This window comes from Sphingomonas abietis, assembly GCF_027625475.1.
Taxonomy (GTDB): domain Bacteria; phylum Pseudomonadota; class Alphaproteobacteria; order Sphingomonadales; family Sphingomonadaceae; genus Solisphingomonas; species Solisphingomonas abietis.
In genome coordinates, this window is the sequence record NZ_CP115174.1 from 1538068 (window position 1) to 1550203 (window position 12136).

The window sequence follows — 12136 nt, forward strand, 5'->3', positions numbered from 1 at the left end:
AGCGCAATCCTACTCACTCAGGATCGTCCTCGGCATCGAGGTCCACGAAGAAGGAACCGACATAGGGCTGCTCTCCCTCGGGGGCCGACGAGACGCCCATGGCCATGACAAGGCCGACCATGCCGTCGATGCGGCCGGTCGATTTCGCCTTGTCGAGCTTCCGGTTGCCGGCAGGGTCCTTGATGACGACCGCGTTGGCGGCGCACATCGTCAGCACCGGGTTGGCGCCGTGGCGGACGTGATCGTTCAGAAAGGCGATCTCGGTGACGTCCATGGCGGGCGCCATCGAGACGTAACCCTGACCCATCGGTTCGAAGGGCAGAGTGATGCTCAGCTTCTGCATTTGCGCTTCAAGCGTCTTGAAGCGGAAACGGTCGTAGCCGATTTTCACGACGGTCATCCCGTCGCAGATTTCCCCGATGCGGCGCGCGATATACTCGTAATCGACCGCGACGCCCGGAACCGCTTCGATGAACCCCTTGTCAGCCCACAGATCATACGGCGCGCGGTCGCGCTTCGCGTGATCCGTCAGGGTGTTCGCGGGCTTCCAGAACCACGCCTTCACGTGCCAGCGGCCATCCTTGCCGCGCGCGATCAGGACGAAGGCACAAAGGTCGGTCGTTTCGGCAAGATCGAGACCGCCGAACACCATGCCGGTGGCGAACGCCTCTTCGTCGATCTCACCGGACGTTGCGCCCCAGATCGCCGGGGCGAGGAAAGGGGAGAAGCGGTTGACGCGCTGGTTCAGATAAAGGTTGCGGAAGCCGTTCTCGAAAGAGGGCATCCGCTTGGCCTTTTCGGCCGCGGCGCTGAGCTCAACCTGACTCCGAAACAGCCCCAGCGCCGGGTTGGCGGCGGCATGCGCCTCAGCATCGAGGACATCGCAGCCGGCCGGCCCCTCATAGACGTGACAGACAATCTTCGGATCTTTCGAGCGCCTGGCGTCGTCGATCCGAATAGAGAGCATGTCGGCGTCGGTAGGCGCCTGGGTCGAAATGATGATCTTGAGCGCGTCGTCATAGGCACCCTGCGCCGTCTCGATCGCCTCAATGAAGTCGTCCTGCGGGCCGCGGACCTGGCCCATCTCGTCGAAGATCGCGAGCACCGGCGATAGGCCGTGTGCAGTCGATCCGTCCGCTGCCAGGGCCCGATATTCGACATTGAGTGCCAAGCCGATCAAGCGCTTGCCCGACGGCACGATCCGAACCAGTTTCGACAGATCCGGGCTCAGCGCGATCATCTTCGCCGCGAGGTTGAAGACGAGGGCGGCCTGGTCGCGCGAGCGCGCGCCGGAGACGATCTGGCTGTTTAGCCGGGCCTCCGGGCCGGCAATGTGGGCGAGCATGATGCACGCGATGAGGGCTGACTTGCCGTTCTTTCGGGCGATCGAGAGGATACCCTCGGTCGTGCCAGCCGGGTTGTCGTAGACCTCAAGGATGAACCGCTTCTGGAACGGAACCAGCTTGACTGGTTTCCCGACCAGCTTGCCCTCTGGGACAAGGCAGTAGCGCTCGATGAACGCTATTACCCGCTCGCCGCGGGTCACTGCTCCGAGAGAGGCCCCTGCCCAGCGGCCATCCACAAGAGGTCATAGACCGTAATTCCGGACCTGCTTCCCACCACCTCGAAGTAGGCGTGGTCGACATCCCAGGCCGGCACGCGAGCGCCCCAGATCGTCCCTTGCATATCGCGGGTGACGAAGTTGATCGCTCTGGGCTGGCGGCCGGCCGAGCGCAGTAGCTGCTGGCAGTGGCGGACCACCCCCATCCCAGGCACGAGGTAGAAGGCGCCGTCGGGAAGTGCGGCGAGCTGCCGCGTTGTTCGGCCTGATCCGCGATCGGTCATAGAGACCCCCTCAGTTCAGGCGCGGGCGCGCCAGCAGGTCATCGCTGTCGTCGGCCATCGGGTTGTGGCCGCCCTCGATTTCCTTGGCCTGCTCGCGCCGCTTGTTGACGTCGCGCTGCTCGCCATTCTTCGATCGGTTATCGAGGCCGAGGGCGCGGCGGAGGGTAACGATGCGGCGCGCTAGCTTGTCCGACAGCTCGATGGTGGCGATGAGGTCCGGCAGCTTGATATGCCCGCCCCCGTCAACCGCCGCGCTGGCGATGCGCTCCGCATCGGCCATCGCCCGGGTCAGGTTGGCAGCGACTGCCAGGTCGGACGCCGTCCACTCGCTCTTCGCCCGCTCGGCAATAACAGCGTCCCAGAAGGGCAGATCACCGCGCCGGATCTTCAGGTGCTTCGGCGGCGACAGGTCGCGCGCGGCGGCCGCCATGGTCGCGACCGCGCCGGCCGCGCTGTCGATGCGCTGACGTCGGGCCATTTGGACCCCTTTCCGCCGGCAAAAACCGGGAGCAAAAACTGTATTAGCGATTGAAGTCGGGAACTGAGCGGTGTCCCGACCTGCCGCCTCGCAACTTTCGACCCCCCCGGGGGTCATATTGTTGCGCGACACGATGTTGCGGGCAGGCGCAATCAATCCGTTGCGTGTTCGCGCAATTTTCTGTCGCGCGCGGAAATCGGCTCGGGGCGGAGCCCGCTGCCGCTGTTCCACGGGTGGGCGGGGTTGATCGGCAGTCCCCGCGCGTCCGATCCGCCTAGGCCGGCTGCCGCGGTCGTGCCGAACTGCTCCGCCGTGACCTCGGCGTGGTGCCCGTCGCACAGGTTGCGGGTGTTGCCGTCGCTGTCGTCGCCGCCCAGTGCGAGCGGCCTGATATGGTCGACGACCGTCGCCGGCTCAACCCGGCCTGCATCTCGGCACATCTCGCAGAGGCCGCTGGTCCGCTTGAGACGCCGCAGGCGCTGGCGCTGACCAGCCCGGCCGCGAAGGCGCTCAACCATGGTAGAGGAAGCACATCGCAGCGAGCAGCGTCAGCGTCGGCGCCCATGCCATGGCGATAGTGCCAGCCAGCGAGCGCATCAGGTTCGACTGCGTCCGCGCACCACGGCACGCGCCTCGGCGCAGATACGCTCGACCTCGGCGATGCGACGCTCGCTCTCGCGGATCGAACGCGCTGCCTCGGCGAAGTCGAAGGCCACGGCGTGCAGTGATGTAGCCAAGCTCTCGAGCTGGCGCGCCTGATCCTGCATAGGGATCCAATCATCATAGTGGGCTGCGTGCGACCGGGCAGCGCAAAGCTCTGGCGCAGCTTGCGGATATCGGTCGAGTTCTAGACAACCTTACGACACTCGTCGAAGCACCGTGCTTCGTCCGATCTGGCAAGGGGTGGCCTGGCCACTGCTCTCTTGCACAAGGCCGCTGGAGCGGCAGGTCCCTAAGGGAAGGCTGCCTCTATATTACGTCTTCACGCAGTTGAGAAGTGTCGATTTTCACCCTGAGGTTTTCGAACAGCACATACGTTGTCCGGCCGTCGCTTTGGTCGATCACGCCAACCAGACCGCCGAAAGCGCCGCCAGCAAGACGGATTTCCTCGCCGGGCGTGAACGGATCGGCCATCTTACGGGGCCGCTGCCTAGCGCGTCGGGTAGCCACGTCTTCCTCGAATTGGCGCAGGCGGTTCAAGACGATGTCGGTAACCGTGCCTGCCCGATCGAGGCCACGGAACACTGAGAAGTCAGGCAGGTCGTTCGCGAAGTGTGCCCGCGCAGAAGGCCGCGCCGCTTTGGGTTTTGCCTGTTCAATCCGCTGATACTGCACCGCGACCCCCTGGCACGACGCGCCCGCGCGCGTGTGTTCACGCTATGTCGCAGGGTCAGGGGTGTCGGTCTGCTATACAATCCGTTCCACTAGCGCGAGCAGGTCATCCTTTGGTTGCGGGTCGAGGGGGAAAGCTTCGCAGATAGGGACCGCCGCGACGGGCGGCGGTTTGACGATGACCGTCATATTGCGACCATGGAGAGCGCGGATCAGTTCGTCCGTGCAGATGTTGGCGCACCTATCGGCCATTTCGATGCTTCGCTCGACGCCAGGCTTATGCGTGAGATGCCCGCGCCCTTCCAGCACGTCGAGGTAACCCCGTACGCGCGGAAGGGATACGCCAGAGAAGAACGCGATCTCGCGATAGCTCGGCGGGATCGAGCTCTGCGTGAACCACTGATTGAGCATGCGCAGGACGCGCGCCGGCGCAGAGATGCTGTCTCGTGCGGTTAGACGAGACTGCATATTCACCAGCTGCTGTCCGATCCGCCGCCGCTGAAGCTACCACCGCCGCTATCAAAGCCGCTGCTGCTGGAACCGCTGTCCGACGACGACGAAGATGAGCTGCTATCGCTGGTCGAGCCCCAGCTGCTGGATGACGAATTATCATCGTCGCGCCTGCGCGGCGCTTCATAGGTCGGCGCCGGGGCATTGACGATCACCGGCGCGATTACTGGGGCTCGCGGGGGCTCGTAACTCGCTCCGCTTCCGCCATAAGGGGGCAGGGGCGAGACATATCGCGGCGGGCGCCCATACGACGCCGGCATGAGCGGTGCTGCGCGTTTCTTGGCCGCATCCCCATCTTCACGGGCACGACGCCGCGCCGCGGACTCGGCGACGGCTTTATTCCGTCGGCGCTCAAGAAGCACCCATGCACCAACACCGGCAGCCAGCATCAGCGCGATGACGCCGAGAATTGCAGGCATCAGGCTGCCAGATGCTTTCGCAGCGTTGGCGGTGTCTCCCGCATCCGCGGGGATCGCGGCCATGATCGCGTCGGCGCCATCCGACAGCGCGCCCGGGAGATCGTGGGCTTTGAGGCGCGGGACGATTGTGTTGATCAGAATCTCGGCCGACTGCGCATCGGTCAGATCGCCTTCGAGCCCGCGACCAACCTCGATGCGGACCTTGTGCTCCACCGGCGCGATGATCAGCACGACGCCGTCGTCGATGCCCTTGCGGCCCAATCCCCATGCGCGACCAAGCTGATAGCCATAGTCGGCGATCTCATGGCCTTGGAGGCTGGGTATCGTCGCAACGGCGAGCTGGTGACCCGTCGCCTTGTCCCATGCCACGATGCGACGGTTGAGCGCGTCCGCCTGGCTGTTCGATAGCACATGGGCGGCATCGACGACGGCCGCCCGGCCGCGATCGGGGAAGGCCAGCGGCGCAGCTATCGCTGGTACGGCAAGCGCGGCGGCAAGCAAGATGGTGGCAATTTTCATGGTCTGCGGTCTCCAAGGCTGAGGTGAGTTTGTGGTCATGCCGCTTCAGCCCGCTCGGCGGCCTCGACCTCGGCCAGCTGCTCGGCGCTGATGAAGCCGGTGCTGATACCGAGGCTGCGCATGTGCGCGGACATCTTGCGGATCTCGTCGAGGCTGAGCGGTGCTCCGTCCTCTTGCGGTGGCAGCGCGGCTCGCCGCGGGCGGGACAGGTCACGAGCGAGGTCTTCCAGCCGGCCGCGCGCTGCGCGCCGCTCGGCAATCACGGTCGCCGCGATCTCGCGAACGACCTTCTCAATCTGGTTCAAGAAATCCATCTGCTGATGGAGCGCGCGCTTGGCAGCGGTGAGCGCGACCATCGCAGGCAGGTCCGACAGCGCTTCGACCAGCACGTCGCGGAACGGCTGCGTCTGCGCCGGCTGCATGCCGGGAGCGATCTTGATCGCGAGGCGGCGCAGGCGCTCGTCCATCGCCGCCTTCCAGCCGTCGCGCGCCTTCGCATCGGTCGGCACCGGCCAGAATGCGACATCGATGTACGCGATCGCCGATGCGATCGCCTCGTGGACATCGCTGCCCGCTACCGCGACCGCCTCGTCAGTCGTCCAGCGACGCGGGCTCAATGCCATCGTAGCCAGGACGGGCCGCCCATCCGCTCGTTCGTTCGTGGAAAGCTCGTTGCCCATTTCGCCGTTCCGTTTTCTTGGGGAGCCACTCTGGCCGGAAGCTCCGCCAGCTGTTTTCGGTCATGTGATCGACGATCTCGCCAGGCGGCCATTCGGGGTCGTCGTGGGCCGCCAATTTGCGGCAGAGCAGGACGTAGGCCCGGTCCGTGAGGGTTTTTCGGATCGACTTCCGCATGTCGAGGAACCCCCGCCATTGCTCGCCGCTCACGGCATGGGGCGGGGGCATACCCCTCCACCGACGGCGCTGGATGTCGGCGATGCCGAACAGCACCAGGCCGACCGCGATCTGCGCAGCGTCGAGCTTGGCTGAAACCGAAACCGGATCGAGCCCTTCACGCGCACGGGAATTCTCACGGGTGGGGGTGGGTAGGGGTTTTAAGATCTCATTTTGGGGAAGGGAGGGGGCGGGGCCCGTGTTACGCTCCGCCGTAACGCGCGTTACGTAACGTGACGCAACGACGTTACCCGATGCCGCCCACTCATCCGGAGTCCTACCGCCCTTCGACTTGTTGCACCCATGGCAGGCTGCCACGAGATTTTCCATGTCATGCGGGCCGCCCTGGCAGACAGGAATGACATGATCAGCTGTCAAATCCTCGGTCGTGCCGCAGTAGACACAGGAACCGTCACGATGAATGACGGCGACGACGAGGCGCACCCAATCCTGCTCAATGGGGCGCTGATTTTTAAGCCTCTCGATGTTGCGATCGCGATAACGCTGCTGCCGGATTGCCCCCGCGCTTCGACCAGCGGGGCGTTCTGCCGCTGCGGGATTGTCGTTCTCGATCGACCGCACGACGGCGAGCAGGGATTCGCCACCCAAGCCGGCAGCCAGCAACAGCTCGAGCGTTTCCGACGAAACGGTCACCCGAACACCTCGCGCTGCCAATCGCTGCCGCCGGCCTTCGGCGCCTGCACAGCGATGAACCTGATCGGGTAGATGGCCGCCGCGACCTTGATCTTCACCCGCGCGTCGTCGGTCCAGAAGCCCTTCACCTCGTGCGCCTCAAGCTCGCAGGTCGAGAGCATCACCGCGAAGTCGGGGGTGTAAAAGGTGTTGTCGGCCAAGCGGAACTTGAGCCCTTCGAACTTCCACCAGACCACATCGCCGGCGATCTTGTGCGCGTCCAGGACCGCGGCGTAGCGCGCCTCCGTCTTGTTCATCTCGCCCGTCTTCAATCGGCCGAGGGCGCGCATGTCGGGGCGCTTGTCGGGCACGATGCGCGCGGCAAGGTGCTTCGGCAGGCTCTTGAGGCGCAGCGTCACAGCAGCAGGCCCTGCGCCGGCCGGGTATCGATCGCCGCCGCCTCGCGCCGCGCCTCCGCTGCGCCGCGGAGCAGCCAGCCATTGTTCTGGCCGCGCCGCACGGTCGCCTCGCGCAGCAGCACCTTTGCGTAATAGATCAGGAACGCCTTACGCTCGGCCGGCGTCTCCGGGTTTTCGGTGATGTTGCCGTCGCGATCGACAGAGAAGCGGCCCATTATGCAGCGAGCCTCTCTTCAATCGGGCGCGGTTGGTTGGCGGCCACAAGCGCTCGAGCGACGGGTGGGCAAACGCTGTTGCCGATTGCGCTGATCTGCTCGGCGATTGTCAGCCGCCGCTCAACCCATTTACCCCGCAGGAATTTCCGCACGAGCGGATCGAGGATGTAGCTGTCCGGAAAGCCCTGAGCGCGGGCCAGCTCCCGCGGCTTGAGCATACGCAGGCCGATGTCCACGATGACATAGGTGACCGCATCGATTGTCACCGTCACGACGGCGAAGCGCGCCTTGGTCGTGATGCAGTCCAGCGGCACGCCGGCGCTCTGACTTGTACCGCCCTCGCCATAATATTTGACCAGGAACGCGGCCACCAACGTTGCGCGTTCGAGAATGGCCGGCGGGAGGTCGCTCGCTTCGACCATGGTGGTTTCGACGACGCCCTGATGCGGCCCGCGGGTCGCAATGGTGCTGACCAGGTCATTGATCCCATGTCCAACATTCACCGACCCGTTCGGATTGGTGTTGAACTGGGCCATGTGTGCAGCGACGACGGCATGATGCTGGCCGCCTGCTCGGGCTGTACCGAGCGGGCGATCCAGTTCGCCGCCAGCGCCCTTTTTGTCGCTTCCGTAAAACCTAGTCAGGAAAGCCGAGGCGACGCCATTGGTGTCTTTGCTCGACGCAGCGATCGTGTGGAGCGGATCATTGGCAGGCCGGTTCAGGCCACCCTGCTGCCCATAGGAAATGAACGGCGATATCTCGACCTGACCAAGCGCTAACTCGCCGCGATGAGCGCCGGTTACGGTCCGCAGTGGATCATTGAGGTCATGAACGCGCACCGATCCCTGATGCGTCACCGGGACGATGAAGGCGTTGCCCGCCTTGGCGGCATTGATGACATGGCGCACAACGCCATGCGCGAGACGCTGGTTCGTTGCCTCCGCCAGATCCTTCTTGCGGTCGAAGATCGATGGGCACGGGATCGACCAATCGATGCACTCGGCGGCCGTGCGGTACGGGAGTAGCTTGCCCGATATCACCTGGTTATCGTTCGCCGGTCCATGCGTTGGCTTCGGCCAGACGATCGGGAGACCGTCGCAGCGCATGACGACATACAGGCGCTTGCGCGATGTCGGCGCGCCATAGTTGCAGGCCTTGAGAACCCGCCACTGGACGCGATAGCCCAGCGCCCGCCATTGCCGGACCAGCGCTTTGAACATCTTGCCCTCCATCCCCTTAATAGGGATGCCCTCGGCGTCGAGCGGTGCCGCAGTTTCGAACTCCTCGACGTTCTCGAGATATGCGACGGTGGGCCTGGTCTCCTTGAGCCAGACGGTCACCTCATTGGCCAGTGCGCGGATATGGCGGTTCTTGACCGGCGCACCCTTCGCCTTCGAGAATTCCTTACAGTCGGGCGAGAACCAGGCGCCCGCCACCGGGCGCAACCGGGTGGCATGCGCCGGCCAAAGCGCGCGGATGTCCTGGCAATGGTGCTCGGTGGCAGGATGGTTCGCCTTATGGATCGCGATGGCGCTCGGGCTGTGATTGATCGCGATATCCACTTCGCGGCCGATGGCTTGAGCGATCCCGGTCGATGCGCCGCCGCTGCCGGCGAAACCATCAATGAAAAGCCCGTGCATTAGGACTGCGCCCCCTGGTTCATCAGCGCGTCGCGCTGGAATGTCTCGTGGATCTGGCGGGCCTCGCGGATGCGGTAGGCCCGCTCACGCTCGGTCTGGGTTTGCTGCCGCGCGGAAAGCCGCTGTTCGAAGCGAAGTCGGAGCGCGCGAGGAGGCGAGGCGAGAATGGCCGCCTTCTTCCGACGGGAGAGCCGGGCGGCGATCACGCGGCCTGCTCCATCTTCGGCGCGTCCTCGCCGAGCACATATGCAGCCAGACGCTTGATGCGGCTGTCGTCCGTGAAACGCTGGCGCGGCGCGATGCCCGGCTCGGTGATGCCGCGGCTCTGATCGCTCTTGATGCCGAGCGTCTCGAGCAGGACCGGATCGCTGCCCTCGTTGGTGTGCAGGTAATGAGCAGTGACCTGCTGATCCTGCCCCGGGCGACGCAGGCGGCCGATGATCTGATGATGGACCTGCGGCGACCAGTCCAGCTCGCCGAACACGACATCCTGGCAATGGAACTGGAGGCCGTCCAAGCCAATGCCCGACCGGAGCGAGATCATCATCACCCGGGCGTCGCCCTCGGTGAAGGCCTTGACGCTGCGATCCTTGCCGGCGGCCGTCTCGCTGCCGGTGTACAGAACCGGGTTGAACTCGCGGAGCTCCTGCTCCCAGATCGAATAGACCTCGCGGTGCCAACCGGCGAGCAGGACGCGGGGGGTGTCGCGCAGGAGCAGCTTCACATAGGCGGCGACGGAGCGCGCCTTCGCGATGCCGGTGATCTGCCGCATCTTCAGATCCAGCTCGCGCGCCGCGCGCCCGGCTTCCATGAAGTCCCCGCGCATCACGGTCATTGCCAACGAGCGCATGATCGCCTGCTCGTCGGCGGCGGCCACCTCGTCATAGGCCACTTCCCAATCGATGACGTTCGCCGGCGGCTGGGCCGCTGAGACCGCCGGATCATCCTCGTTGCGGCGGAGGAAATAGCCCGTGTCGCGAAGGAACGAGCCGAGGCCGTCCGGATCTTTCACGGTGCGGCTGCCCGCGCACCATTCGCGCATGAACTCGTGGATTTCGCCGAGCAGGGCCGGCTTCACGAATTCCATGACGGCGTGGATTTCGTCGCCGTAGTTGTAGATCGGCGTGGCTGTCAGGCCGAGGCGAAACGCCGCCTTGTCCGAGGCGATCCGGCAGACCTGCCCCTTCGACGTGCCGCAGCCGTGGCGAAGCTCCTGGATCTCGTCATAGATGACCGACTGGAAGAACCCGGTGCCGATCACCTCCGTCCAGCCGATGACCTTCGAATAGCTGAAGACGTAGATGTCGGCCGGCGGCAGATCGTAGGGCTTCGTCGTCTTGATGACGTGGGCGCGAAGCGTGGTGAATCCCTCGATCCGGCGAGCCCACTGGTTGGCGAGGTGAGCCTGGACGATCACCGCAGCCGGCATCGGGGCGCCCATGGTGCAGGCGGCGACGGCAGTGATCGTCTTGCCCAGGCCGACGTCATCGCCCACGAGTAGGCCTGGATTCTGAAGGGCGATTTGCGCCGCCTGGGTCTGATAGAGATATGGCTGCTTGCCGTCCCGGAAGCCCGGCACCTCGCCCGGCTGCCACGTCGGTAACAGGATGCGATCCCGCTCCGCCGCGCGCACGGCCAGTCGCTCGACGCCCGCCCGAAGCTCGACGCCCTCGTCATGGGCGAGGGGATAGCGGTTCATGAACCAGTCGAGGTCCGAACGGATCTCGTCGGTATCGCTCATGGTGAGCACCAGCGTCGTTTGCGGCACGCGCGGAAACATGCGCTTGAACGCGATTGCGACGTGGGGTTCGAGATCCGTGATCGTCCAGCGCTTGCTGGTGCGGTCGAATGTCAGATTGCCGTAGGTCTTCACAGGGATGCCCTCCCGATCGAGACGTAGAAGACGGGTTTGCAGTTGAGCTGTGCGGGCATGCCGATCGCAGTGGCGGTGACGATGATCAGCGCCGTAACCTCGTCATGCGCGGCATAGCGCTCCAGCTGCCTATAGATGGCCCGCTTGGGATATTTGACCTTCGCCTCGATCCCCACGCCGCCGGCGCAGAGGAAGTCGATCCGGTCCGCCGGTCCGAGGCGCTTCTCGCGTTCGTGGTCTATCCCCGCGTGGCCGAGCGCCTCGCCGATGGCGATCTGGAGCGATGCCTCGCTGCCGGACGGCATACGGGTGCGACGGAGCACCGCTGCGATGTCCTGCGCGGCGCTCATGTCACGTTCCAACCCATGAAGCGCTTCAGCGTGTCGCCGATCCGCGCCGCGACGGAGCAATGCTCGCGGGTGACGCCATAGGTCGTCATGTGCTCGCCGCAGGGATCGGGCTGCTCCCCGACGCGACGCGCGTAGATCACGACCTGGTCGTACCCGTATTCCTCGGCGATCTTGCGGGCCGCCGCGATCGGGATCCTTCGGTTAGGGCGGCGCATTACGCGGTCTCCCTGACGATCAGCGCGGACATGCGTGCAGCCAGCTCGCCCATCAGCTCCGCACGGCGGGTGAGCGCATCGACAGTGAGGCGCACATCGAGGTCACTGATCGGCGCCTCGGCCGAGATCTTCTTGCGCAGCTGGCGCGAGGAGATGCCCAGAACGCGGGCGAGCTTTTCTTGACCACCGAGCAGTTCAGCGGCCCTTTCGAGCCCCATCATTCGGCGACCATCGCGAACGGCACCGTTTTTCCGGCCCCTATTTACGAACACGCCGGGTTCCCGTGCTGCGGTCATCAGCTCAGCCCAAGCGCAGCGCGGTAGATTTCGAGGAGGGCGTCCGCCTCGTCGCGATCGTTCTTCTCCAGCTTCCGCAGCCGAACGACGGTACGCATCGTCTTGGGGTCGTATCCCTGCGACTTGGCCTCCAGGTAGACATCGCGGATATCGTCCTGCATGCCCTTCTTCTCTTCCTCGAGCCGCTCAATGCGTTCGATAAAGAGGCGCAGCTGATCAGCTGCGACGTTGCCATCAGCCATGTTCGATTGCCTCACCGGTGGGGGATTGAGTGCGGACCTCGGCGCGAAGCACGATGATCAGCCGAGCGAGATCACCGGTGTGGCCGTCACGATCCGCGAAACGCTCGATCATAGTTTCGAGTAACCGGCGCTCGGCTTCTGCCAGGCGGACCGCAGCGCTCGGCTTCGGCGGATTGGGAAAGGCGAAATCGCGGTCGGGGCCGGGGTGCAGTGACAGCACCGATGCCTCGCACGAATCCATTGTGCCAAAGCGCGG

The 12136-nt window shown here is 64.9% G+C and carries 20 protein-coding genes; all 20 read right to left on the reverse strand.

Annotated features, from left to right (window positions below):
- Nucleotides 1–13: 13 nt before the first annotated feature.
- Entirely contained in the window at nt 14–1546 is a 1533-nt protein-coding gene (locus tag PBT88_RS07480) for a terminase large subunit (RefSeq protein WP_270078570.1), read from the reverse strand.
- A complete protein-coding gene (locus tag PBT88_RS07485; RefSeq protein WP_270078571.1) occupies nt 1543–1845 on the reverse strand; it encodes a hypothetical protein in 303 nt (100 codons plus the stop codon). Before PBT88_RS07485 ends, PBT88_RS07480 begins: the two co-directional genes overlap by 4 nt.
- 10 nt (nt 1846–1855) lie before the next feature.
- A complete protein-coding gene (locus PBT88_RS07490; protein ID WP_270078572.1) occupies nt 1856–2323 on the reverse strand; it encodes a hypothetical protein in 468 nt (155 codons plus the stop codon).
- 152 nt (nt 2324–2475) lie between these two features.
- On the reverse strand, nt 2476–2841 hold the full coding sequence (locus PBT88_RS07495; protein ID WP_270078573.1) for an HNH endonuclease signature motif containing protein: 366 nt from the start codon (nt 2839–2841) through the stop codon (nt 2476–2478).
- A gap of 78 nt (nt 2842–2919) precedes the next feature.
- Nucleotides 2920–3090 (reverse strand): hypothetical protein, encoded by a 171-nt coding sequence (locus tag PBT88_RS07500; RefSeq protein WP_270078574.1) that lies wholly within the window; start codon nt 3088–3090, stop codon nt 2920–2922.
- A 202-nt stretch (nt 3091–3292) separates the two neighbouring features.
- On the reverse strand, nt 3293–3658 hold the full coding sequence (locus PBT88_RS07505; protein WP_270078575.1) for a hypothetical protein: 366 nt from the start codon (nt 3656–3658) through the stop codon (nt 3293–3295).
- A 72-nt stretch (nt 3659–3730) separates the two neighbouring features.
- Nucleotides 3731–4129: a LexA family transcriptional regulator gene (locus PBT88_RS07510; RefSeq protein WP_270078576.1), complete on the reverse strand. Its 399-nt coding sequence runs from the start codon at nt 4127–4129 to the stop codon at nt 3731–3733.
- Nucleotides 4126–5142 (reverse strand): TPM domain-containing protein, encoded by a 1017-nt coding sequence (locus PBT88_RS07515; protein WP_270078577.1) that lies wholly within the window; start codon nt 5140–5142, stop codon nt 4126–4128. Before PBT88_RS07515 ends, PBT88_RS07510 begins: the two co-directional genes overlap by 4 nt.
- Nucleotides 5139–5783 carry a hypothetical protein gene (locus tag PBT88_RS07520; protein WP_270078578.1) on the reverse strand — a complete coding sequence of 215 codons (645 nt, stop codon included), beginning with the start codon at nt 5781–5783 and terminating at the stop codon, nt 5139–5141. The genes PBT88_RS07515 and PBT88_RS07520 overlap by 4 nt, the downstream gene beginning before the upstream one ends.
- The gene (locus tag PBT88_RS07525; protein WP_270078579.1) at nt 5695–6651 is read right to left on the reverse strand and encodes an HNH endonuclease; all 957 of its coding nucleotides are present in this window, start codon (nt 6649–6651) and stop codon (nt 5695–5697) included. Before PBT88_RS07525 ends, PBT88_RS07520 begins: the two co-directional genes overlap by 89 nt.
- The gene (locus PBT88_RS07530) at nt 6648–7049 is read right to left on the reverse strand and encodes a PDDEXK family nuclease (RefSeq protein ID WP_270078580.1); all 402 of its coding nucleotides are present in this window, start codon (nt 7047–7049) and stop codon (nt 6648–6650) included. The genes PBT88_RS07525 and PBT88_RS07530 overlap by 4 nt, the downstream gene beginning before the upstream one ends.
- Complete coding sequence (locus tag PBT88_RS07535; protein WP_270078581.1) at nt 7046–7264, reverse strand: hypothetical protein; 219 nt, start codon at nt 7262–7264, stop codon at nt 7046–7048. The genes PBT88_RS07530 and PBT88_RS07535 overlap by 4 nt, the downstream gene beginning before the upstream one ends.
- Nucleotides 7264–8904 carry a DNA cytosine methyltransferase gene (locus tag PBT88_RS07540; RefSeq protein ID WP_270078582.1) on the reverse strand — a complete coding sequence of 547 codons (1641 nt, stop codon included), beginning with the start codon at nt 8902–8904 and terminating at the stop codon, nt 7264–7266. The genes PBT88_RS07535 and PBT88_RS07540 overlap by 1 nt, the downstream gene beginning before the upstream one ends.
- Nucleotides 8904–9110, reverse strand: coding sequence for a hypothetical protein (locus tag PBT88_RS07545; RefSeq protein WP_270078583.1), 207 nt, complete (start codon nt 9108–9110; stop codon nt 8904–8906). The genes PBT88_RS07540 and PBT88_RS07545 overlap by 1 nt, the downstream gene beginning before the upstream one ends.
- The gene (locus PBT88_RS07550) at nt 9107–10777 is read right to left on the reverse strand and encodes an SNF2-related protein (protein ID WP_270078584.1); all 1671 of its coding nucleotides are present in this window, start codon (nt 10775–10777) and stop codon (nt 9107–9109) included. The genes PBT88_RS07545 and PBT88_RS07550 overlap by 4 nt, the downstream gene beginning before the upstream one ends.
- The gene (locus PBT88_RS07555; protein WP_270078585.1) at nt 10774–11127 is read right to left on the reverse strand and encodes a hypothetical protein; all 354 of its coding nucleotides are present in this window, start codon (nt 11125–11127) and stop codon (nt 10774–10776) included. Before PBT88_RS07555 ends, PBT88_RS07550 begins: the two co-directional genes overlap by 4 nt.
- Nucleotides 11124–11342, reverse strand: a complete 219-nt coding sequence (locus PBT88_RS07560; RefSeq protein ID WP_270078586.1) for a hypothetical protein — start codon at nt 11340–11342, stop codon at nt 11124–11126. Before PBT88_RS07560 ends, PBT88_RS07555 begins: the two co-directional genes overlap by 4 nt.
- Nucleotides 11342–11563 (reverse strand): helix-turn-helix domain-containing protein, encoded by a 222-nt coding sequence (locus tag PBT88_RS07565; RefSeq protein ID WP_270078587.1) that lies wholly within the window; start codon nt 11561–11563, stop codon nt 11342–11344. The genes PBT88_RS07560 and PBT88_RS07565 overlap by 1 nt, the downstream gene beginning before the upstream one ends.
- 74 nt (nt 11564–11637) lie before the next feature.
- Nucleotides 11638–11880, reverse strand: coding sequence for a DUF2312 domain-containing protein (locus tag PBT88_RS07570; RefSeq protein ID WP_270078588.1), 243 nt, complete (start codon nt 11878–11880; stop codon nt 11638–11640).
- The gene (locus PBT88_RS07575) at nt 11873–12100 is read right to left on the reverse strand and encodes a hypothetical protein (RefSeq protein WP_270078589.1); all 228 of its coding nucleotides are present in this window, start codon (nt 12098–12100) and stop codon (nt 11873–11875) included. Before PBT88_RS07575 ends, PBT88_RS07570 begins: the two co-directional genes overlap by 8 nt.
- Between the last annotated feature and the right edge of the window lie 36 nt (nt 12101–12136).

What these genes read in the sequence shown, in the direction of transcription:
- PBT88_RS07485 (WP_270078571.1), bottom strand. Translation starts at nt 1,845, where the DNA reads ATGACCGATCGCGGATCAGGCCGAACAACGCGGCAGCTCGCCGCACTT.
- PBT88_RS07565 (WP_270078587.1), bottom strand. Translation starts at nt 11,563, where the DNA reads ATGATGGGGCTCGAAAGGGCCGCTGAACTGCTCGGTGGTCAAGAAAAG.
- PBT88_RS07535 (WP_270078581.1), bottom strand. Translation starts at nt 7,264, where the DNA reads ATGGGCCGCTTCTCTGTCGATCGCGACGGCAACATCACCGAAAACCCG.
- PBT88_RS07490 (WP_270078572.1), bottom strand. Translation starts at nt 2,323, where the DNA reads ATGGCCCGACGTCAGCGCATCGACAGCGCGGCCGGCGCGGTCGCGACC.
- PBT88_RS07520 (WP_270078578.1), bottom strand. Translation starts at nt 5,783, where the DNA reads ATGGGCAACGAGCTTTCCACGAACGAACGAGCGGATGGGCGGCCCGTC.
- PBT88_RS07515 (WP_270078577.1), bottom strand. Translation starts at nt 5,142, where the DNA reads ATGACCACAAACTCACCTCAGCCTTGGAGACCGCAGACCATGAAAATT.
- PBT88_RS07495 (WP_270078573.1), bottom strand. Translation starts at nt 2,841, where the DNA reads ATGGTTGAGCGCCTTCGCGGCCGGGCTGGTCAGCGCCAGCGCCTGCGG.
- PBT88_RS07540 (WP_270078582.1), bottom strand. Translation starts at nt 8,904, where the DNA reads ATGCACGGGCTTTTCATTGATGGTTTCGCCGGCAGCGGCGGCGCATCG.
- PBT88_RS07555 (WP_270078585.1), bottom strand. Translation starts at nt 11,127, where the DNA reads ATGAGCGCCGCGCAGGACATCGCAGCGGTGCTCCGTCGCACCCGTATG.
- PBT88_RS07560 (WP_270078586.1), bottom strand. Translation starts at nt 11,342, where the DNA reads ATGCGCCGCCCTAACCGAAGGATCCCGATCGCGGCGGCCCGCAAGATC.
- PBT88_RS07500 (WP_270078574.1), bottom strand. Translation starts at nt 3,090, where the DNA reads ATGCAGGATCAGGCGCGCCAGCTCGAGAGCTTGGCTACATCACTGCAC.
- PBT88_RS07570 (WP_270078588.1), bottom strand. Translation starts at nt 11,880, where the DNA reads ATGGCTGATGGCAACGTCGCAGCTGATCAGCTGCGCCTCTTTATCGAA.